Source organism: Streptomyces yamdrokensis (genome assembly GCF_053890455.1).
In genome coordinates, this window is the sequence record NZ_CM132679.1 from 6,651,964 (window position 1) to 6,671,624 (window position 19,661).

Annotated in this window: 16 protein-coding genes; 10 read left to right on the top strand and 6 right to left on the bottom strand. The window is 71.6% G+C overall.

All coding sequences use genetic code 11. The features are described from left to right. Positions 1 to 95: 95 nt before the first annotated feature. The 3 genes from ACWZEH_RS29400 to ACWZEH_RS29410 form a co-directional block, all read right to left on the bottom strand. Positions 96 to 674: a phosphotransferase gene (locus ACWZEH_RS29400; RefSeq protein WP_456199893.1), complete on the bottom strand. Its 579-nt coding sequence runs from the start codon at positions 672 to 674 to the stop codon at positions 96 to 98. Positions 675 to 825: 151 nt separating this feature from the next. Then, positions 826 to 2,595, bottom strand: coding sequence for an ATP-binding cassette domain-containing protein (locus tag ACWZEH_RS29405; RefSeq protein WP_456199895.1), 1,770 nt, complete (start codon positions 2,593 to 2,595; stop codon positions 826 to 828). Between the two features lie 543 nt (positions 2,596 to 3,138). Continuing rightward, the gene (locus ACWZEH_RS29410; protein ID WP_456199897.1) at positions 3,139 to 3,831 is read right to left on the bottom strand and encodes a phosphotransferase; all 693 of its coding nucleotides are present in this window, start codon (positions 3,829 to 3,831) and stop codon (positions 3,139 to 3,141) included. On the opposite strand from ACWZEH_RS29410, the gene ACWZEH_RS29415 reads away from it, so the two are divergent. From ACWZEH_RS29415 to ACWZEH_RS29435, 5 genes are all read left to right on the top strand, one after another. Continuing rightward, positions 3,769 to 4,068, top strand: coding sequence for a tyrosine-type recombinase/integrase (locus ACWZEH_RS29415; protein WP_456199899.1), 300 nt, complete (start codon positions 3,769 to 3,771; stop codon positions 4,066 to 4,068). The genes ACWZEH_RS29410 and ACWZEH_RS29415 overlap by 63 nt on opposite strands. Before the next feature lie 29 nt (positions 4,069 to 4,097). Then, positions 4,098 to 5,396: a bifunctional 3-oxoadipate enol-lactonase/4-carboxymuconolactone decarboxylase PcaDC gene (pcaDC, locus tag ACWZEH_RS29420; protein WP_456194091.1), complete on the top strand. Its 1,299-nt coding sequence runs from the start codon at positions 4,098 to 4,100 to the stop codon at positions 5,394 to 5,396. Positions 5,397 to 5,447: 51 nt separating this feature from the next. After that, complete coding sequence (locus ACWZEH_RS29425; RefSeq protein ID WP_456194092.1) at positions 5,448 to 6,083, top strand: MBL fold metallo-hydrolase; 636 nt, start codon at positions 5,448 to 5,450, stop codon at positions 6,081 to 6,083. Between the two features lie 63 nt (positions 6,084 to 6,146). Then, the gene (locus ACWZEH_RS29430; protein ID WP_456194093.1) at positions 6,147 to 6,926 is read left to right on the top strand and encodes an exodeoxyribonuclease III; all 780 of its coding nucleotides are present in this window, start codon (positions 6,147 to 6,149) and stop codon (positions 6,924 to 6,926) included. Between the two features lie 74 nt (positions 6,927 to 7,000). Further along, positions 7,001 to 7,411: a DUF6278 family protein gene (locus ACWZEH_RS29435; protein WP_456194094.1), complete on the top strand. Its 411-nt coding sequence runs from the start codon at positions 7,001 to 7,003 to the stop codon at positions 7,409 to 7,411. A gap of 352 nt (positions 7,412 to 7,763) precedes the next feature. Here ACWZEH_RS29435 and ACWZEH_RS29440 read toward each other — a convergent pair whose 3' ends face one another. Continuing rightward, positions 7,764 to 8,561, bottom strand: a complete 798-nt coding sequence (locus ACWZEH_RS29440; protein WP_456194095.1) for a hypothetical protein — start codon at positions 8,559 to 8,561, stop codon at positions 7,764 to 7,766. A 152-nt stretch (positions 8,562 to 8,713) separates the two neighbouring features. Here ACWZEH_RS29440 and ggt point away from each other — a divergent pair, with 152 nt between their 5' ends. Then, complete coding sequence (gene ggt, locus ACWZEH_RS29445) at positions 8,714 to 10,540, top strand: gamma-glutamyltransferase (RefSeq protein ID WP_456194096.1); 1,827 nt, start codon at positions 8,714 to 8,716, stop codon at positions 10,538 to 10,540. 67 nt (positions 10,541 to 10,607) lie between these two features. On the opposite strand, the gene ACWZEH_RS29450 is transcribed toward ggt, so the two are convergent. After that, on the bottom strand, positions 10,608 to 13,223 hold the full coding sequence (locus ACWZEH_RS29450) for an ATP-dependent Clp protease ATP-binding subunit (protein ID WP_456194097.1): 2,616 nt from the start codon (positions 13,221 to 13,223) through the stop codon (positions 10,608 to 10,610). Between the two features lie 867 nt (positions 13,224 to 14,090). Between ACWZEH_RS29450 and ACWZEH_RS29455 the strand changes: the two genes are divergently transcribed. From ACWZEH_RS29455 to ACWZEH_RS29470, 4 genes are all read left to right on the top strand, one after another. Then, positions 14,091 to 14,933, top strand: a complete 843-nt coding sequence (locus ACWZEH_RS29455) for a nitrilase-related carbon-nitrogen hydrolase (RefSeq protein ID WP_456194098.1) — start codon at positions 14,091 to 14,093, stop codon at positions 14,931 to 14,933. Then, entirely contained in the window at positions 14,930 to 16,216 is a 1,287-nt protein-coding gene (locus tag ACWZEH_RS29460) for an aspartate aminotransferase family protein (RefSeq protein ID WP_456194099.1), read from the top strand. The genes ACWZEH_RS29455 and ACWZEH_RS29460 overlap by 4 nt, the downstream gene beginning before the upstream one ends. A gap of 159 nt (positions 16,217 to 16,375) precedes the next feature. Next, the gene (gene hydA / locus ACWZEH_RS29465) at positions 16,376 to 17,791 is read left to right on the top strand and encodes a dihydropyrimidinase (RefSeq protein ID WP_456194100.1); all 1,416 of its coding nucleotides are present in this window, start codon (positions 16,376 to 16,378) and stop codon (positions 17,789 to 17,791) included. An 11-nt stretch (positions 17,792 to 17,802) separates the two neighbouring features. Continuing rightward, entirely contained in the window at positions 17,803 to 18,825 is a 1,023-nt protein-coding gene (locus tag ACWZEH_RS29470; RefSeq protein ID WP_456194101.1) for a TIGR03842 family LLM class F420-dependent oxidoreductase, read from the top strand. A gap of 21 nt (positions 18,826 to 18,846) precedes the next feature. Here ACWZEH_RS29470 and ACWZEH_RS29475 read toward each other — a convergent pair whose 3' ends face one another. Further along, on the bottom strand, positions 18,847 to 19,512 hold the full coding sequence (locus ACWZEH_RS29475; protein WP_456194102.1) for a hypothetical protein: 666 nt from the start codon (positions 19,510 to 19,512) through the stop codon (positions 18,847 to 18,849). Positions 19,513 to 19,661 lie beyond the last annotated feature (149 nt).

Genomic DNA, 19,661 nt, shown 5'->3' on the forward strand with positions numbered 1-19,661 from the left:
GGCGGGGCCCCGGCGCCCCACATGGTGCCCACTGGTCAGGCCAGGTCGACAGGTGCGACTGGACTCGACAACGCCACTTCCGACAACCGACTTGCCTAGTGAATCGGCTGGTTGTCGCCGTGGATGTAGCCGAGCGGCACCGGTCCGACGCGGCGCAGCTGGGCCGCGTAGTCACGGACCAGCTCCTGCTCGCCTCCGGTGAGCCGGTCCCCGGCGCGGCCCAGGTGCTTTTTCACGCCGTCGGCTGCGGCTCTCAGAGCTTCTTCGGCTTCCGCTTGGTCGCCGCGATCGAGTGCCCCGGCTTCGTGGAGCCGGGCGCACAGCATGCCAGCCTGCTCGTGTACGGCCCTCCACGTGGCTGAGGACAGATCCAGACCCGGCGCTGGAGCGCCCGGCGCGACCGTGAGCAGCAAGGCCAGGTCCTCCGCGCGGCTGTCGATGAGCTGGGGGGCCCGGCTGTGCCCGAGTGCGGGAACGACGTGGCGGTAGGCCCTGGTCTCGCGGGCGAAGAACTTCGCCGACGGTGAGACCTTCACGTACCAGCGGGCCCCGCCCTGGCCCGATAGCTCCCACACGCGGGACCGGTGCCAGTCGTGCGACGTATCGCGTACGGACACCACGGGCCCGATCCGCTGCTCCGCCCAGTGCCGCACCGCCTCGGGCAGATGTTTCATCTTCCTCACGCGGCGCACCTCACGCTTAGGCGGGCAGCAGCCTGGGCGCGGGGAGTGCGGCCGTCGGCATTGGTGAAGAGGGCGAGCACGGTTCCTCCTTGGTGTGTGACCGTCCCGTCGTACGTACGGCGGGACGGGCGGGGCGACATGATCAGCGGTCCTGAGAGAGTTCCAGAAGCTCCGCGAATGTCCCTCCGCCGTGGACGAGGTCCTCATACCGGCCCTGTTCGGTGATCCGGCCGTGCTCCATCACGACGATGTGGTCGGCGATCTTGGTGTTCTCCAGGCGGTGGGTGACCACGATGGTGATCCGGTCGGCGGCGATGGCCTTGATCTGCTCGAAGATCTGATGCTCACCGCGCGGGTCCATCTGCGAGGTCGGCTCGTCCAGGATCAGCAGCTCGGGCTTGCGGTACAGGGCTCTGGAGGCGGCCGTGCGCTGCCACTGTCCTCCGGAGAACTCGAAGCCGCCGAAGATGTCCCGGGCGAGGAGGGTATCGAGGCCGGAGGGGAGGTCGTCGATGGCTTCGCGTAGCCCGACCGCGTCGATGGCCTCCCACACCGGTCCGTCGTCGTGGGTGCGGGGCTGGCCGAGGGTGACGTTCTCGCGGACCCGCAGCGGCCACTGGGCGAAGATCTGCGGCACCAGGCCGGTGCACCGCCAGACGGCAGCGGGATCGGCATCGGCGAGGTCGGTGCCGTTCCACGTCGTTCTGCCCTTGTCGGGGAGGTAGATCCCGGTGAGCAGCCGGGTCAGGGTGGATTTGCCCGAGCCGTTCGCTCCGACGATCGCGAGGATCTGGCCGCGCTTCAGGGTGAGGGAGACGCCGTCGACGGCCGGCTTGTCCTTCCCGGGGTACTGGTAGACGACCTCGTCGAGCCTGATCTCCTCCACCGGGGTGGCGAGCTGGTGGCGGCCGCGCTTCGGTGCGCGGGCGGTGGCGTCGTCGAGGAAGTTCTGCATGTCGCCCAGGTAGAGGCTGGTGTGGAAGACGGCGGCCCCGTTGACCACGACCTGGGAGAGGGCGGCGAGCGTGGTCTGGACGGCGATGACGGCCGTGGCCGCGATGGCGGGCTCGACTCGGCCGGTGGCCGCGAGCCACGCGAGAGCGCCCCAGGTCGAGAGGAGGAAGACACCGCCGGCCAGTGAGCAGAGCAGGGCGATGCGCAGGGTCCGCGGCGCGGCGGCCAGAGTCCGCCGATCGCACCGCTCGGACAGGGCCCGGTACCAGTAGACGAGGTAATCGGTCATCGAGTTGGCGCGGACTTCGTCGCCGTACTTCGACGTGGTCGCCCACCAGCGCATCATGCCGCGTACGTTGCGGTCGCTGATGTTGGAGTAGTGGATCTCGTAGTCGACCCGGGCGTTCAGCAGGGCGCCGATACCCGCGGGGAGAACGGCGAGCAGGAGCAGCGGCAGCAGCAGCGGGTGGAGCACCGACAGGACGCCGGCCGCGGTGACCATGCGGATCAGTGCGGACATGAAGCGCTGGGCGTCGGTGACCATCACGTGGGTGCGGGTCACCCCCATCTCCGCCGCCTCCTGCCGGTCGGAGAACCCGTCCTGCGCATACGCCGCGGCCTCGACCCGACAGACCGCCTCCACCAGCGCGCTGTCCATCTGCGAGGTGAGCAGGGGAGTGATCCGCCGTTCCGCGTACGTGGCCACCGCACTTGAGATACGGCCGAGAGCAGCAGCCAACGTCAGCACCAACAGCGCCGGCAGAGCACTGTGCAGCCGGTCGGCGACGGGCCCGGGACCGAGCACCGGGCCCATCGCCCGGGCGGTTGCGGTCAGCAGGACGGCCGCCGAGACACCCGTGAGCACCTGGCACGCCACCAGGAGCTGCACGGCCCGCCGGTCGGTCCGCCACGACAACCGGGCGATCCTCCCCAGCACGGCCGGAATCTGCGCACACATCCGCCGGAACGACACCTCGGCGAGCGGGTTGACGGAGTACTGGCCGCTGTAGGTGATCTCCGCTGGCGGCGGTGGGGGAGGAGGGGCGACGGTCGGACTCTTGTGGGCATCAGCCACGGCTACTGGTCCCCTGGATCGTCGAATGGACGCTGTCGGGAGTTCAACGACAGCACCGGGATTTCGAACTCACGTGTTTGAGACGAGCTGGCTTCCGCATAGCTACGGGCGAAACGGCGAGTGGGTGATGCACCCACCCGTGCCCCGCAAGGGTGCGGCAGGAAGCCCGGATGGCCGAAACGCCGTCGGTGAACCCCCTTGACGGAAGAAGGAGGACCCGCCGCCCGCCGCACAGCCGCGGCAGTCGGACGCGCGCCCGACCACAAGTCCGCGGCCCGGGGGTGGCGCTGGCTCGCGAGCGCGCGAGGCTACTGGATTCGCCCCCTGGGAGGCCGGGGTCGAGCCGGAGAAGCCAGCGCAGTCCGCAATGGCCGACTCGCACGGCGGGTTCGGTGACCGGTTACGCCGGCCATCAGGGTCATGAACTCAGCGAAGAGTGTCACGCAGGGCCGCCTCCAAGACAGGTAGCCGGTCCAGCAGCATCAGAGCTGCCTCGTGCCGTGCCCGCGCGTAGGACTCGAGTGCAGCGTCGACGAGGTGCGGTCGTTCCACTGGTGCCGACAACGGAAAGGCCGAGCAGAGCTTCGCTGCACAGCCGACACGAAGCGAGGACAAGAGGTCGTCCGCGGGCGCCTTGGGGTTGGCGTCTAGATACGCCAGGGCGAGATCGGTGTAGCCCTTGAGCCAGCTCTCCACACCGTTGGACAGGACGCTCTTGGGGTCACAGCCAAGACGCACGATTTCCCAGGCCAGGTACCCAGGTGTGGGTGGTCCGAAGTCCACGATCGCGGCGACGTCGTCGTTCTTCAACAGGACGTTGGGACCTGCCAGGTCGCCGTGCATGACCTGGACCGTCAGCTGTGGAAGTGAAGCAAGGATGCGCTCGACGTCCCCCAAGACGGCTTGCCGCTCACGCGCCGCCTGCAGAGCCCATGTCTCGAACTTCCCAAGCCTGGGCATGTGCTCGTACGCGAGAATCAGACTCTTGAAGCGGTCACGTGCGGCGGCCACGTCGCACACCGCGGCACCAGGTTCCAGGGTGGGTGAGGCGGCGGGGTGAACGAGGGCGGCAGGTATGTGCTCGTGGATGAACTTGGGGGCGCGCTGAACGGTCGGCAGCTCCGAACACGGGCCTACAAAATAATGGACGCAAACGGCCTTCGCAGGGTCCGTCTGTACGATGCTCGGGCGTCTTGCCTCACGTACCTCGCCAACAACGGTGTGCCGGATCACCTGCTCGCCAGGTGGGCCGGGCACACGAACGTGAAGACGACGAAGAAGTGGTACGTGAAGCCGGACGCGGCGGACCTGCTTCCGGAAGCGGAGGCATGGGGAGGTCTCGCAGGGGGCGTGTGACAGTTCATGACAGATGAAGGTGTGAACCCGTGACCGAAGGCAAGATCGAAACGCTGCAGTACCGCTTTGACGGGCCGGAACACCTACCAGTCCTGATCCTGGGGCCGTCCCTCGGTACCACATGGCACATGTGGGACCGGCAGATCCCCGAGCTGACCAAGCAGTGGCGTGTGTTCCGGTTCGACCTGCCCGGACACGGAGGCGCCCCCGCCCACCCGGGGGGATCGGTCGGCGATCTCACCGCGCGGCTGCTCGCCACCCTCGACGGCCTCGGCGTGCAGCGCTTCGGCTACGCGGGCTGTGCGTTCGGCGGCGCGATCGGTCTGGAACTGGCCCTGCGGCACCCCGAACGCCTCGCCTCCCTCGCCCTGATCGCGGCCTCGCCCCGGTTCGGCACCGCCGACGAGTTCCGCCAGCGCGGGGTGATCGTCCGGACGAACGGGCTCGACCCGATCGCCCGTACCTCGCCCGACCGCTGGTTCACCAGCGGTTTCGCGGCCGCGCAGCCGGCGATCACCGAGTGGGCCGTGCAGATGGTGCGCACCACGGACCCGGGCTGCTACATCGCCGCCTGCGAGGCCCTCGCCTCGTTCGACGTACGGGCCGAACTCGGCAGCGTCGGCGTGCCGACCCTGGTGCTGGTCGGCTCGGACGACCAGGTCACCGGCCCCGCCGAGGCCCGCACACTGGTCGCCGGGGTGCCGGACGCCCGGCTGGCCGTAGTGCCCGGCGCCTCCCATCTCGTGCCGGTGGAGCAGCCCGCCGCCGTCACCGACCTCCTGGTCCGGCACTTCTCCACGGCCTGGCAGCCCGCCTTCGAGTCCGTCACCGGACACATCGCCCTGCCCGCCGTCCAGGTCAGGGCGGGGCAGGTGGTCGTGCCGCAGCAGGCCGGGCCCGTCGCGGAGATCGCCGGCGCCGTTCCGCCGCAGGCCCAGGGCGGCGGGAGCGACGCGTACGAAGCGGGAATGAAGGTCCGCCGGGAGGTGCTGGGCGACGCGCACGTCGACCGGATGCTGGCCCACAGCGACGACTTCTCGGGCGACTTCCAGGAGTACGTCACCCGCTCCGCCTGGGGCGAGGTCTGGAGCCGGCCCGGCCTGGACCGGCGCACCCGCAGCTGCGTCACCCTCACCGCCCTGGTCGCCGGCGGCCACCTGGAGGACCTCGCCGTCCACACCCGGGCGGCCCTGCGCAACGGCCTCACCCCGACGGAGATCAAGGAGGTCCTGCTCCAGGCGGCCGTCTACTGCGGTGTCCCCGCGGCGAACAGCGCGTTCCGGGTGGCCCAGCAGGTCGTCCGCGAGGAGACCACACCCCAGGAGTGAGAGACCCGGGCGCCTCGTGCCGGAGCGGGCCCGTGGAGGCAGGATGGACGTATGAGGCTCACGAAGAAGTCGCACTCCTGCGTCCGCCTGGAGAAGGACGGCCGAACCCTCGTCGTCGACCCCGGAGGGTTCAGCGAGGAGGACGCCGCGCTCGGCGCGGACGTCATCCTCGTCACCCACGAGCACCCCGACCACTTCGACGAGGGCAGGATCAGGGCCGCCCTGGAGGCCGACCCGGCCGCCGGGGTCTGGACCCTGAAGTCCGTCGCGGACCAGCTCTCGGCCGCGTTCCCCGGCCGGGTGCGCACCGTCGGCCACGGCGACACGTTCACCGCCGCGGGCTTCGAGGTGCAGGTGCACGGCGAGCTGCACGCCGTGATCCACCCGGACCTCCCGCGGGTCACCAACGTCGGCTACCTCGTCGACGGCGGTGCCCTCTTCCACCCCGGCGACGCCCTCACCGTCCCCGACCACCCGGTCCGGACACTGATGCTCCCCGTCATGGCCCCCTGGAACAAGATCTCGGAGGTCATCGACTACGTCCGCGAGGTCCGGCCGGAGCGCGCCTACGACATCCACGACGCCCTGCTCACCGACCTGGCCCGGCCCGTCTACGACCGCCAGATCGGCGCCCTCGGAGGCGCTTTGCACCTGCGGCTGGCCCCGGGGGCGACGGCCGAGCTGTGAGCCGGACCGTGGCCGGCGGATGACGGCCGGACATTGTCCGAGGTGCCCGGTAGGTTGTGGGACATGCGCATCGCGACCTGGAACGTGAACTCGATCACCGCCCGCCTGCCGAGGCTGCTGGCCTGGCTGGAGAGCAGCGGCACGGACGTGCTGTGCCTCCAGGAGGCCAAGGTCGCCGAGGACCAGTTCCCGGTGGAGCAACTGCGCGAGCTCGGCTACGAGTCGGCGGTGCACGCCACCGGCCGGTGGAACGGCGTGGCGGTGCTCTCCCGCGTAGGCCTCGAGGACGTCGTCAAGGGCCTGCCCGGTGACCCGGGCTACGACGGCTCGTCGGAGCCCCGTGCCGTCCGTGCGACCTGCGGCCCGGTCCGCGTCTGGTCGGTGTACGTGCCCAACGGCCGTGAGGTGGACCACGCGCACTACGCGTACAAGCTCCGGTGGTTCGAGGCGCTGAAGGCCGCCGTGGCCGGTGACGCGGCGGGCGGCCGCCCCTTCGCGGTGCTCGGCGACTACAACGTGGCACCGACCGACGACGACGTGTACGACCGTGCCGCCTTCGAGGGCTCCACCCATGTCACCCCGGCCGAGCGCGCGGCCCTCGCGGCCCTGCGCGAGACCGGTCTGACCGACGTCGTCCCGCGCCCGCTGAAGTACGACCACCCGTTCACGTACTGGGACTACCGCCAGCTCGGCTTCCCCAAGAACCGCGGCATGCGCATCGACCTGGTGTACGGCAACGAGCCGTTCGCCAAGGCCGTTTCCGACGCCTACGTCGACCGCGAGGAGCGCAAGGGCAAGGGCGCCTCGGACCACGCGCCGGTCGTGGTCGACCTGGACGTGTGATCACCGGCCCCCCCGACAGCAGTTGCCCGCGTGCCCTGTGGTGCGGACGGCGGTACGAATGTCACCCTGGAGGGATGAACATCCCCTTCCTGGGCAACCGCCGCCGGAATTTCGCGGTCCGCGATCCCGAAGGCCTCGCGGAACTCCTCGCCGAGTGCGAGCTGCTGCGTTCCCAGGTGTCCCGGGCCGGTGTCCGGCTGGACGACTCCCCGGCCTCGTTGGAGGCGCTGGACCAGATGGTCCCGGGAAGCTGGCGGGACGACGAGGACACCCTGACCTGGCTGGGCAACGACGCGGGTCTGTATCTGGGCACGGTCATCGTGCGCACCGTTTTGGGAGCCGTCTGGGAGATCCGGCCCGACGGCCAGCCCGTCGTACGGCTCGCCTCCGGGCGGGAGTTCGACGTCGTGGACTCCGGGCACGCCTGGGCCGCGGGCGGGGTGCCCGAACTGTCCCAGCTGTACGCCGAGGTCGCGGAGGCCTGAGACGCCGGGCGGCGGACGGGCCCGGGATCCCCTCGCCAGGATTCTCGGGCATGAGCCGGCTCCTGCGGGGACGCCCGCCCCCCGGCCTCGACTACGATGTCTTCTCCGTCCCGGTGAGGAAGGGGACTTCGCGGTCACAGCGGTCACACCGCCGCCGGGAGGGGCCCGCCGCCCCACGTCCGCGGGGCGGTGGTTCACAACGGCCAGTCCCGCCCGGCGGCAGCCGGAGATCACTGCCCGCGTGGCGAAGACGGCCCGTGCCACGGGTCGTCCGCCGGCGAGCAGAAGGTCAGCTGCGCGCCGGACGGGTTGCGCCCGGTCGTCGCCCGCCCGCGCACGCCCTCCGGGAGGTTCAGGACTTCTGCTGCTTCTTCCGCGAGGCGGGCGCGGGAGCGGGTGCCGGGTCAGGGGAGGGCCCGGTGGCGGGGGCCGGCAGCGGGGTCCGCGCGGCGTGGGTCACGTCCCCGACCACCTCGACGACATCAGGGCCGTACGCCTGTGAGTTGACGACCTTCAGCAGCAGCACGAAGGAATGGGAACCGTGCTTGCGGGCGAGCCGCTCGTGATGGCGGGCGAGATAGCGGGTGGCGGCCTGGTTGGTGATCGCGCGCTGGCCGCAGAACAGGAACACCGGCCGGGCGTCACGCCGGTCACCGGCGGTGAGCCGGGCGAGCAGGACGTACTCCGTGACCCCCGGCTCCAGCCGGTAGAGCTCGGTGCCGATCCGGAAGGCGGCCCTGTCCGGGCCCGGTTCGGGATCCGTGTTGACGCGCACCCCCGGCAGCATCGCCGCCATGTGGGCCACCATCCGCCGGTTCGACGCGGGACCCCCCACGCAGAACTCCGTGCGCTCGCCCAGACCCTGGTGGACCATGTCCTGCGTGACCACCTGGACGTGCGCCCCGCAGTCCTTGATCAACGCCGAGAGCTCCAGCAGCGAGAACACGTCGAAGCGGTGCACGGCCGGTTCCGCCGTGGCCGGATCGCGGTTGACGACGAGGAGCGACTCGGAGTTGTCCGGCAGACCGAAGAAGGCCTGCTTGCGCCGGAGCCTGCGCTTCCACAGGTGGGTACGGGCGATCCAGCCCAGCGCGGCGAAGAGGCCGGAGGCGACCACACCCAGAACAATGTTGCGTACGTCGTCACTCATGGGCGCGCATGCTAGCGGGCTCGGGCAAACCCGTGTTCGAGACGTCCGGGGAAAGGGCGTCCGGGGAGGCGCGGCGGCGCGTCCCGTGATGTACCTGATGTGGGCATGGCGATGAATTAGGCTGCGGGAACGGCCCTTCAACGGAGGTGCGGATGAGTCATCGTGTCGGACGGAAGCTGACGGTTCTGGCGGTCACCGCCGCCGTGGTCTCGGCGGGAGCGGCAGCGCCACCGACGACCGCCGCGCAGGGCGGGCCCGGCCGGGCCCCGGCCGCCGCACCTGCCAAGACCCCGGTGGCAGTCGGCCACGGCGGAGCGGTCTCCAGCGTCGACGCCGACGCCTCCGCCGCCGGCATCGAGATCCTCGGGAAGGGCGGGAACGCCGTCGACGCGGCCGTCGCCACCGCCGCCGCGCTCGGCGTCACCGAGCCCTACTCGGCCGGTATCGGCGGAGGCGGCTACTTCGTCCACTACGACGCCAGGTCCCGTACCGTGCGGACGATCGACGGACGCGAGACCGCACCGCTGACCGCCGACTCCGGCCTCTTCCTGGAGGACGGCGCCCCCGTCCCCTTCGCCGAAGCCGTCAGCAGCGGCCTCGGCGTCGGCACCCCGGGCACCCCGGCCACCTGGCAGCGGGCGCTCGAGAAATGGGGCAGCACGTCCCTGCGGGCGGTCCTGAGACCCGCCGAGAGGCTCGCCCGCGACGGATTCACCGTCGACAGCACCTTCCGCGCCCAGACCGCCGCCAACGAGACCCGCTTCCGCCACTTCCCCGACACCGCCGAGCTGTTCCTTCCCGGCGGTGAACTCCCGGCCGTCGGCACCACCTTCAAGAACCCCGACCTCGCCCGCACCTACGCGGAGCTGAGCAGGAAGGGCGTCGACGCGCTGTACCGGGGCGCCATCGGCCGGGACATCGTGGACACGGTCAACGAGCCACCCGTGGACCCGGACTCCGGCTGGAACGCCCGCCCCGGAGACCTCTCGGCACGGGACCTCGCGGCGTACCGGGCCACGTCCCAGCCGCCCACCAGGACGTCGTACCGCGGCCTGGACGTCTACGCCATGGCGCCCTCCTCCTCCGGCGGCACCACCGTCGGCGAGGCCCTCAACATCCTGGAGCGCGCCGACCTCTCCCGGGCCGACGACGCCCGTTACCTGCACCGCCTCATCGAAGCCAGCCGCATCGCGTTCGCCGACCGGGGCCGCTGGGTCGGCGACCCCGCCTTCGAGGACGTACCGACGAAGCAACTGCTCTCCCAGCGGTACGCCGACTCCCGCGCGTGCCTCATCCAGGACGACGCCGTCCTCACCAGCCCGCTCGCCCCCGGCGACCCGCGCGACCCCGCGCCCTGTGCGACCGGCGGCCCCGCGGTCCCGACGACGTACGAGGGCGAGAGCACCACGCACCTCACCACCGCCGACCGCTGGGGCAACGTCGTCTCCTACACGCTCACCATCGAGCAGACCGGCGGCAGCGGCATCACCGTGCCGGGCCGCGGGTTCCTGCTCAACAACGAGCTGACGGACTTCTCCTTCGCCCCGGCGAACCCGGCCGTCCACGACCCGAACCTGCCGGGTCCCGGCAAGCGGCCCCGGTCCTCGATGGCCCCGACGATCGTGCTCGACGGCCACGGCCGGCCGGTCGTGGCGCTCGGCTCGCCCGGCGGCTCGACCATCATCACCACCGTGCTGCAGACCCTCACCGGCTTCCTCGACCGCGGTCTGCCGCTGGCCGACGCGATCGCCGCGCCGCGCGCCAGCCAGCGCAACACGGCCCGCACCGACCTCGAACCCGGCCTCTACGACAGCGCCGTACGGCAGAAACTGGAGGCCATCGGGCACTCCTTCCAGGCCAACCCGGAGATCGGCGCCACCACCGCCGTGCAGCGGCTGCCGGACGGCCGGTGGCTCGCCGCGGCGGAGAAGACCCGCAGGGGAGGCGGCTCGGCGATGGTGGTGCGCCCGACGCGGTAGGCCGCAGGCCCGGTCGGCGGGAAGGCGAAGGCGCCCGTGTCCCCGACGGGAAGGGGCGCCCGCGCGCTCACCGTTCGGGCGGCTTTGGCGCTGGAGGCTCCTCACGGCCGGTGCCGGCACCGGCCGTTGATCCGGTCCTGGCCCCCGCGCCGGTGCCGGTCTCCGCCCGCGTACGGAACGTGAGGTTTCCGTCCTCCGCGTCCACCGTCACCCGGTCGCCGCCGCTGACCGTGCCGTCCAGCAGGAGCCGGGAGAGCTGGTTGTCGACCTCCCGCTGGATGGTGCGGCGCAGCGGCCGCGCCCCGTACTCGGGCTGGTGGCCGCGCCGCGCCAGCCAGTCCACGGCCGCCTCGGTGAACTCGACCGCGACGCCCTGCCCCCGCAGCCCGCGCCGCGTCGACTCCAGCAGCAGATCGGTGATCCGCCGCAGCTCCGTGGCGGTCAGCTCACGGAACACCACCACCTCGTCGATCCGGTTGAGGAACTCGGGCCGGAAGTGCTCCCGCAGCGGCCGCAGGATCTGCTCCCGCCGCGCCTCCTCGTCCGCGTCCGCGCCGCCGGCGGAGAAACCCGGCGCCCCGCCGCGCCGCGTGATGGCCTCGGAACCGAGGTTGCTCGTCATCACGATCACGGTGTTGCTGAAGTCCACCGTCCTGCCCTGGGAGTCGGTCAGCCGGCCGTCGTCGAGAACCTGGAGCAGGATGTTGAAGACGTCCGGATGGGCCTTCTCCACCTCGTCGAGCAGCAGCAGCGAGTACGGATGCCTGCGCACCACCTCGGTCAGCTGCCCCGCCTCCTCGTGGCCGACGTACCCGGGCGGGGCGCCCACCAGCCGGCTGACGGTGTGCCGCTCCTGGTACTCGCTCATGTCGAGGCGGACCATGCGGTCCTCGCTGCCGAACAGGGCCTCGGCCAGCGCCCGCGCCAGCTCCGTCTTGCCGACGCCGGTCGGCCCGAGGAACAGGAAACCGCCGATCGGCCGGTCGGGGCTGGCGAGCCCGGCCCGCGAGCGCAGCACCGCGTCCGCGACCACCCGCACCGCCTCGTCCTGGCCGACGACCCGCTGGTGCAGATGCTCCTCGAGACCCAGCAGCCGGTCCTTCTCCTCCTCGGTGAGACGGCTGACCGGAATGCCGGTCTGCCGGGACACCACCTCCGCGATCGCCTCGGCGTCCACCACCAGACTCTGTCCCTCGTCGACCCGGCCCTCGCCACCGACATCGGCGATCCGTTCCCTCAGCTCGCCGATGCGGTCCCGCAGCTGCGTCGCCTGCTCGTACCGCTCGTCGGCGACCGCCTGGTCCTTGTCGCAGGTCAGCTGCTCCAGCTCCTGCTCCAGGGCGCGTACGTCCGTGCCCTTGGTCCGGGACCGCAGCCGCACCCGGGCGCCGGCCTGGTCGATCAGGTCGATCGCCTTGTCCGGCAGGCGGCGGTCGCTGAGATAGCGGTCGGACAGCTCCACGGCCGCCACCAGCGCCTCGTCGGTGTAGCGGACCTGGTGATGGGCCTCGTACCGGTCCCGCAGACCGCGCAGGACGGCGATCGCGTCGGACGGTGTGGGCTCCGGCACCATGATCGGCTGGAAGCGGCGGGCCAGCGCCGCGTCCTTCTCGATCCGGCGGTACTCCTCCAGCGTGGTCGCGCCCACGATGTGCAGCTCGCCGCGGGCCAGCGCCGGCTTGAGGATGTTCCCGGCGTCCATCGAGCCGCCCTCGCCGCCGCCCCCGGCGCCCACGACGGTGTGCAGCTCGTCGATGAAGACGATCAGCCGGTCCGAGTGGGACCGGATCTCGTCGACGATGGTGGTCATCCGCTCCTCGAAGTCGCCCCGGTAACGGGTCCCGGCGACCACGGCCGTCAGGTCGAGCGCGACCACCCGCCGGGCCATCAGCAGGTCGGGCACGTCCCCGTCGGCGATGCGCTGGGCCAGCCCCTCCACCACAGCGGTCTTGCCGACTCCCGCGTCACCGATCAGCACCGGGTTGTTCTTGCCGCGCCGGGAGAGCACCTCGATGGTCTGCTCGATCTCCTCCTCCCGCCCGATCACCGGGTCGACGCGGCCCTCACGGGCCAGCTCGGTGAGGTCACGGCCGTACTGGTCCAGCGTCGGCGTGCCCGTGGCGGTGCGGGGCCGCTCGGCGCGGTGCTGCGCGGGGTCCGGCGGGTCGGGCTGCCTCCCGGCGGCGGCGTACCGGGCCGCGTCCAGGATGTGCCCGGCGGCCGAGTCGGGGTTGGCCGCCAGGGCACTGAGCACGTGCTCGGGGCCGATGTACCCGGCTCCGGTCGACCGGGCCATCTCGTGCGCGTCCAGCAGGGCCCGCTTGACGGCGGGGGTGAGCGAGAGCGACGTCGGCGGCGGGGTGTCGTCCGGCCCGTGCTGGACGGGACCGGACCGTTCGTCGATCTCCGACGCCATCGAGTCGGGGTCCGCGCCCGCCCGGCTGAGCAGGCCGCGGGTCGGCTCGGTGGCCAGCGCGGCGCGCAGCAGGTGCTGGGTGTCCAGGTCCCGGCTGCCGTGCTCGGCGGCGTACTGCGCGGCACCGCGCACCAGATCCCTGGCCGGCTGGCTCAGCAGCCGGCCGATGTCGACCTGCCGGGGGCGCGGCCCGCCGAAGAAACGTGCGAGGAACTCTCCGAAGGGGTCCGAGCCGTAGCCCTCCGGACCCGTGAACCCGCTGCTCATGGACATCCCGTTCCGGCGCCCCTGCGAGAACCCCCAGGGCCGGGCGGGACCGGGAACCTGAGGGAGGCCCGGGGCGCGCTCACTGCTCGACGTACGGTCCGGACGCGGGTACCCGGCCGTCTCCCGGTTGCACACATGCGTGACCCCGCGGTGCGAGTGCCGCCTGCGACGTGCCGCCCGACGTGTGGTGGGAGCGGCGCGCTCGTAGAACACCCTCGCACGATCGCCCGGGGGCAGCACCTCGGAACCACGTCACCGCGCGGGGTCCCTCCGGGGCTCGCGAGGGCTTTCGGAGGAGGGCCCGGCCCCGGCCCGACCGGGCGACGTCGCTGTGGGAGGCGCATCCCCGCCCGCCCTCCTGCCCGGCGCCCGGCCGGCCGACGCGCCGACCGCGGCGGGGCACGCGGACGACGGCGAGCAGATCCGGTGCCAGGGCGTCGTACGGCCCGCCGGGAAAACCGGCCGGGCGGTCCTCGCACCGGACGCCGAGCACCGCCACCGCGAGGTGCGCACGTTCCTCGACGCCCATGTCAGGACGCGCCCTCCCGCGGAGGCGGCCCGCAGTGCAGCCCCCGGGCCCGGGGCTCGTCCCGCGCTGCTCCTCGGCCCGCCCGGGACGTCTTCGAGCAGCGGTAGGGGGACCTGCCGTACGCCCTGCGCGTCGCCGAATTCACCGCCCGACCGGGCCCCGCCGGACAGGCCCCGGCAGGCCGGCGCGGGGACTCACCCACCGGAGTGCGAAACAGGATCGACTCCGCGGCTTCACGACGATGGTCTTGGCAAGGCCGGGCGAGGGGCTTACGTTCGTCCCTCTACGACCGCTTCTACGGGCGTAGAGGCGCTGACGCCGCGTCGAAGGAGCAGCTCATGGCCAACGTCGTACGTGCCGCCCTGGTCCAGGCCACCTGGACCGGCGACACCGAGTCCATGCTGGCGAAACACGAGGAGCACGCCCGCGAGGCGGCCCGGCGGGGCGCGAGGATCATCGGGTTCCAGGAGGTCTTCAACTCCCCCTACTTCTGCCAGGTCCAGGACGCCGAGCACTACCGCTGGGCCGAGCCCGTGCCCGACGGGCCGACCGTCACCCGGATGCGGGAACTGGCCCGCGAGACCGGCATGGTGATCGTCGTTCCGGTGTTCGAGGTCGAGCAGTCGGGGTTCTACTACAACACCGCCGCAGTGATCGACGCCGACGGCACCGTCCTCGGCAAGTACCGCAAGCACCACATTCCTCAGGTCAAGGGGTTCTGGGAGAAGTTCTACTTCAAACCCGGCAACCTCGGCTGGCCCGTCTTCGACACCGCCGTCGGCAAGGTCGGCGTCTACATCTGCTACGACCGCCACTTCCCGGAGGGATGGCGTCAACTCGGCCTCAACGGGGCCCAGCTGGTCTACAACCCGTCCGCCACGCACCGCGGACTCTCGTCCCACCTGTGGCGGCTGGAACAGCCGGCCGCGGCCGTCGCCAACGAGTACTTCGTCGCCGCGATCAACCGCGTGGGCCAGGAGGAGTACGGGGACAACGACTTCTACGGCACCTCGTACTTCGTCGACCCCCGCGGGCAGTTCGTCGGCGACGCCGCCAGCGACAGCAAGGAGGAACTCGTGGTCCGCGACCTCGACCTCGGCCTCATCGAGGAGGTGCGGCAGCAGTGGGCCTTCTACCGCGACCGCCGCCCCGACGCCTACGAAGGGCTGGTGCGGCCGTGACCGACGACCTCCTGGGCCGCCACCGCTCCGTGCTCCCCGACTGGCTCGCCCTCTACTACGAGGAGCCGATCGAGATCACCCACGGCGAGGGCCGCCACGTCTGGGACTTTGAGGGCAACCGGTACCTCGACTTCTTCGGCGGCATCCTCACCACCATGACCGCCCACGCCCTGCCCGAGGTGACGGAGGCGGTCGCCGAGCAGGCCGGGCGGATCATCCACTCCTCCACCCTCTACCTCAACCGGCAGATGGTGGAAATGGCGGAACGCGTCGCCCGGTTGAGCGGCATCCCGGACGCCCGCGTCTTCTTCACCACCTCCGGCACCGAGGCCAACGACACCGCCCTGCTGCTCGCCACCGCCCACCGGCGCAGCAACACCGTCCTGGCGATGCGCAACAGCTACCACGGCCGCTCCTTCAGCGCCGTCGGCGTCACCGGCAACCGCGGATGGTCCCCGACCGGGCTGTCCCCGCTGCAGACCCTGTACGTGCACGGAGGCGTGCGCACCCGCGGCCCGTATGCCACGCTCGGTGACGACGAGTTCATCGCGGCCTGCGTCGAGGACCTGCGGGACCTGCTCGGCCACACCCGTCCGCCCGCGGCCCTGATCGCCGAGCCGATCCAGGGCGTCGGCGGCTTCACCTCACCGCCCGACGGACTGTACGCGGCGTTCCGTGAAGTCCTGCACGCGCACGGCGTGCTGTGGATCTCCGACGAGGTGCAGACCGGCTGGGGCCGCACCGGCGAACACTTCTGGGGCTGGCAGGCGCATGCCCGAAGCGGCCCGCCCGACATCGTGACCTTCGCCAAGGGCATCGGCAACGGCATGTCCATCGGCGGCGTCGTCGCCCGCGCCGAGATCATGAACTGCCTGGACTCCCAGAGCATTTCGACGTTCGGCGGCACCCAGGTCACCATGGCCGCAGGTCTCGCCAACCTCACCTACCTCCTCGAGCACGACCTCCAGGGCAACGCCCGGCGGGTCGGCGGCCTGCTCATCGAACGCCTGCGGGCCGTCGCCGCCCAGGTGCCCGCCGTACGGGAGGTCCGCGGGCGCGGCCTGATGATCGGCGTCGAGCTGACCAGACCGGGCACCGACGAGGCCGACCCCCGGGCGGCCTCCGCCGTGCTGGAGGCCGCCCGCCGGGGCGGACTGCTCATCGGCAAGGGCGGCGGCCACAACACCAGCGTCCTGCGGATCGCCCCGCCCCTGTCCCTCGACGTCGCGGAGGCCGAGGAGGGCGCCGCCGTCCTCGAACAGGCCCTGCGGAGCCTCCAGTAGCGGCCCGACGCCCGCTCCCGGCTGCCCGCGTCCCCCGTGCGGGGCGAAGCCTCCGGGGGGCGCGGGGCCGGGATCGATGTGCGGCTGCCGCCGAGCGCGGGCGCGACCAGCCGCCGAAGACCCGCACCTTTCGACCACGACCCAGCGGAGCGTGCACGCATGAGCCGTACCGTCATCCGTGGTGGCCTCGTCATCACCGCCTCCGACGAACTCCACGCCGACGTCCTGATCGAGGACGGCCGCATCGCGGCCCTCGCCGCCTCGGGCACCCCGGCCGCCGAGACGTTCACCGCCGAGACGTTCACCGCGGACCGGACCATCGACGCCACCGGGAAGTACGTCCTCCCGGGTGGCGTCGACGCCCACACCCACATGGAGCTGCCGTTCGGCGGCACCTTCGCCTCCGACACCTTCGAGACCGGCACCCGGGCCGCCGCCTGGGGCGGTACGACGACCGTCGTCGACTTCGCCGTGCAGAGCGTCGGCCACTCCCTGCGCGAGGGACTGGACGCCTGGCACGCCAAGGCCGAGGGCAACTGCGCCGTCGACTACGGCTTCCACATGATCGTCTCCGACGTGAACCCGGACACCCTCAAGGAGATGGACCGGCTGGTCGAGGAGGGCGTCACCTCCTTCAAGCAGTTCATGGCCTACCCCGGCGTCTTCTACAGCGACGACGGACAGATCCTGCGCGCCATGCAGCGCTCCGCCGGGAACGGCGGTCTGATCATGATGCACGCCGAGAACGGCATCGCGATCGACGTCCTCGTCGAACAGGCCCTGGCCCGCGGGGAGACGGGCCCCCGCCACCACGGCGAGGTCCGCAAGGCCCTGCTGGAGGCCGAGGCCACCCACCGCGCCATCCGCCTCGCCCAGGTCGCCGGCGCCCCGCTGTACGTCGTCCACGTCTCCGCGACGGAGGCGGTCGCCGAACTGGCGCGGGCCCGCGACGAGGGCCTGAACGTCTTCGGCGAGACCTGCCCGCAGTACCTGTTCCTGTCCACCGACAACCTCGCCGAGCCGGACTTCGAGGGTGCCAAGTACGTGTGCAGCACGCCCCTGAGGCCGAAGGAGCACCAGGCCGCGCTGTGGCGGGGCCTGCGCACCAACGACCTCCAGGTGGTCTCCACCGACCACTGCCCGTTCTGCTTCACCGGCCAGAAGGACCTCGGCCGCGGCGACTTCTCCAGGATCCCCAACGGCCTGCCGGGCGTCGAGAACCGAATGGACCTGCTCCACCAGGCAGTTGTCGACGGGCACCTCACCCGCCGCCGCTGGATCGAGATCGCCTGCGCCACCCCGGCCCGCATGTTCGGCCTGTACCCGAAGAAGGGCACCATCGCGCCCGGCGCCGACGCCGACGTCGTGATCTACGACCCGCACGCAGAGCAGGTCATCTCCGCCGAGACCCACCACATGAACGTCGACTACTCGGCCTACGAGGGAAAGCGCGTCACCGGCCGCGTCGAGAGCGTCCTCTCGCGCGGCGAACCCGTCATCACCGAGCGGGAGTACACCGGCCGCGCGGGCCACGGCGTCTACACCCCGCGGTCCACCTGTCAGTACCTCAACTAGGAGCAGCACGGATGGACTTCGGACTCGTTCTGCAGACCGACCCGCCGGCCTCGCGGGTCGTCGACCTGATGAAGCGCGCCGAACAGGCCGGCTTCACCCACGGCTGGACCTTCGACTCCGCCGTGCTCTGGCAGGAGCCCTTCGTCATCTACAGCCAGATCCTCGCCCACACGACGACGCTCACCGTCGGCCCGATGGTCACCAACCCGGGCACCCGCACCTGGGAGGTCACCGCCTCCACCTTCGCCACCCTCAACGACATGTTCGGCAACCGCACCGTCTGCGGCATCGGCCGCGGCGACTCCGCGATGCGGGTCGCAGGCCGCGCACCCAACACCCTGGCCCGAATGAGCGAGGCCATGAAGGTCATCCGCGCCCTCGCCGAGGGCGGGGAGGCCGACCTCGGCGGCGGCACCGTCGTCCGCTTCCCCTGGATCGAGGAGGGCTCCCGCCTCCCCGTGTGGATGGCCGCGTACGGGCCGAAGGCGCTGAGGATGGCCGGGGAGGAGGCCGACGGGTTCATCCTCCAGCTCGCCGACCCCTACCTCACCGGGACCATGGTCAAGGCCGTCAAGGACGCCGCGGTCGCAGCCGGACGCGACCCCGCCGAGGTGACCGTCTGCGTCGCCGCCCCGGCCTACGTCACCGAGGACGACTCCCCGAAGGCCCTCGCCCACGCACGCGAACAGTGCCGCTGGTTCGGCGGGATGGTCGGCAACCACGTCGCCGACCTGGTCGCCCGGTACGGCGCCGACAGCGGCGTCGTCCCGCACGAACTGACCGACTACATCGCCTCCCGCCAGGAGTACGACTACGCCCACCACGGCCGCAGCGGCAACCCCGACACCGCGTTCGTGCCCGACCGGATCGTCGACCGGTTCTGCCTGATCGGCACGGTGGCACAGCACGTCGAGAAGCTGGAGGCGCTCCGCGCCCTGGGCGTCGACCAGTTCGCCGTCTACGACATGCACGACGCCCCGGAAACCGTGATCGACGTGTACGGGACACACGTGATCCCGGCGGTCAACGGCTGACCCGGGCCCGCACGGGCCGGGTCAGGCCCTGCCGTCGAGCAGCGCCGCCACCGCTTCCTTGGCGGCCTTGATGGCGCCCTTGTTGATCTCGTCCGTGGAGGGCGCCTTCTTCGACTCGAAGTCGCTGCCGTTGTACGTCACGACCACCAGCGCGTTGGAGGCGCGGGCCACCACCACGCCCTCCCGGGTCTGCTGCTTGTCCTCGGTGGAGAGGTCCACGACCGAGTATCCGGCGTCACCGAGCCCGGGGACCTCGCCACCGCCGCTCCTGTCCTTCAGCCGCCCCCGGTACGACTCCTCGGCCGCCTCGTCCGACTGCAGGACCTCGAAGGACACGTCGAGCCAGCGGTACTCGTAACCGTCGAGCGCGTTCCACGAACAGGTGCGGCGCAGACCGGAGTCGGTGGACTTGATCTCCTTGCCCGCCGCCTTCGCCCCCGGCACGAGGGACTTGACGGTCTTCTCGGCGATGCTGTCGCAGGGCGCGGGAGCGGCGCTGTACGTCTTCGGCACGGTCGTCGGCGGCGGAGTGGAGGCGGACTGCGACCCCGTCGCCCCGGTCGGCTTCTTCTCGGCGGTCTGCGGTTCGGACGACGGTCCGGACGACAGGGCCCAGCCCGCCGCGGCGAGGACGACCACCGGGGACAGGCGCGCGGTCAGGGCTATCGGCAGAGGAAAGGAACGCACGTCGCACTTCTCGTGGGGGTCGGTGCGGAGGAGGGCCCGCACTGCGGACGGGACGCCAGTCTCACACGCTTCCCTGTGGGGCGGAAGTGTGAACTCGCTCCGTAGGGGCGGGGTGACAGGGGAGCACCGTCACGGGTGACGCTTTGCCG

Excerpts from the sequence above, each read along its gene's own strand:
- ggt (WP_456194096.1), top strand. The coding sequence starts at position 8,714 with ATGAGTCATCGTGTCGGACGGAAGCTGACGGTTCTGGCGGTCACCGCC.
- ACWZEH_RS29435 (WP_456194094.1), top strand. The coding sequence starts at position 7,001 with ATGAACATCCCCTTCCTGGGCAACCGCCGCCGGAATTTCGCGGTCCGC.
- ACWZEH_RS29470 (WP_456194101.1), top strand. The coding sequence starts at position 17,803 with ATGGACTTCGGACTCGTTCTGCAGACCGACCCGCCGGCCTCGCGGGTC.
- ACWZEH_RS29440 (WP_456194095.1), bottom strand. The coding sequence starts at position 8,561 with ATGAGTGACGACGTACGCAACATTGTTCTGGGTGTGGTCGCCTCCGGC.
- hydA (WP_456194100.1), top strand. The coding sequence starts at position 16,376 with ATGAGCCGTACCGTCATCCGTGGTGGCCTCGTCATCACCGCCTCCGAC.
- ACWZEH_RS29425 (WP_456194092.1), top strand. The coding sequence starts at position 5,448 with ATGAGGCTCACGAAGAAGTCGCACTCCTGCGTCCGCCTGGAGAAGGAC.
- ACWZEH_RS29405 (WP_456199895.1), bottom strand. The coding sequence starts at position 2,595 with ATGTGTGCGCAGATTCCGGCCGTGCTGGGGAGGATCGCCCGGTTGTCG.
- ACWZEH_RS29455 (WP_456194098.1), top strand. The coding sequence starts at position 14,091 with ATGGCCAACGTCGTACGTGCCGCCCTGGTCCAGGCCACCTGGACCGGC.
- ACWZEH_RS29400 (WP_456199893.1), bottom strand. The coding sequence starts at position 674 with ATGAAACATCTGCCCGAGGCGGTGCGGCACTGGGCGGAGCAGCGGATC.
- ACWZEH_RS29430 (WP_456194093.1), top strand. The coding sequence starts at position 6,147 with ATGCGCATCGCGACCTGGAACGTGAACTCGATCACCGCCCGCCTGCCG.
- ACWZEH_RS29450 (WP_456194097.1), bottom strand. The coding sequence starts at position 13,223 with ATGAGCAGCGGGTTCACGGGTCCGGAGGGCTACGGCTCGGACCCCTTC.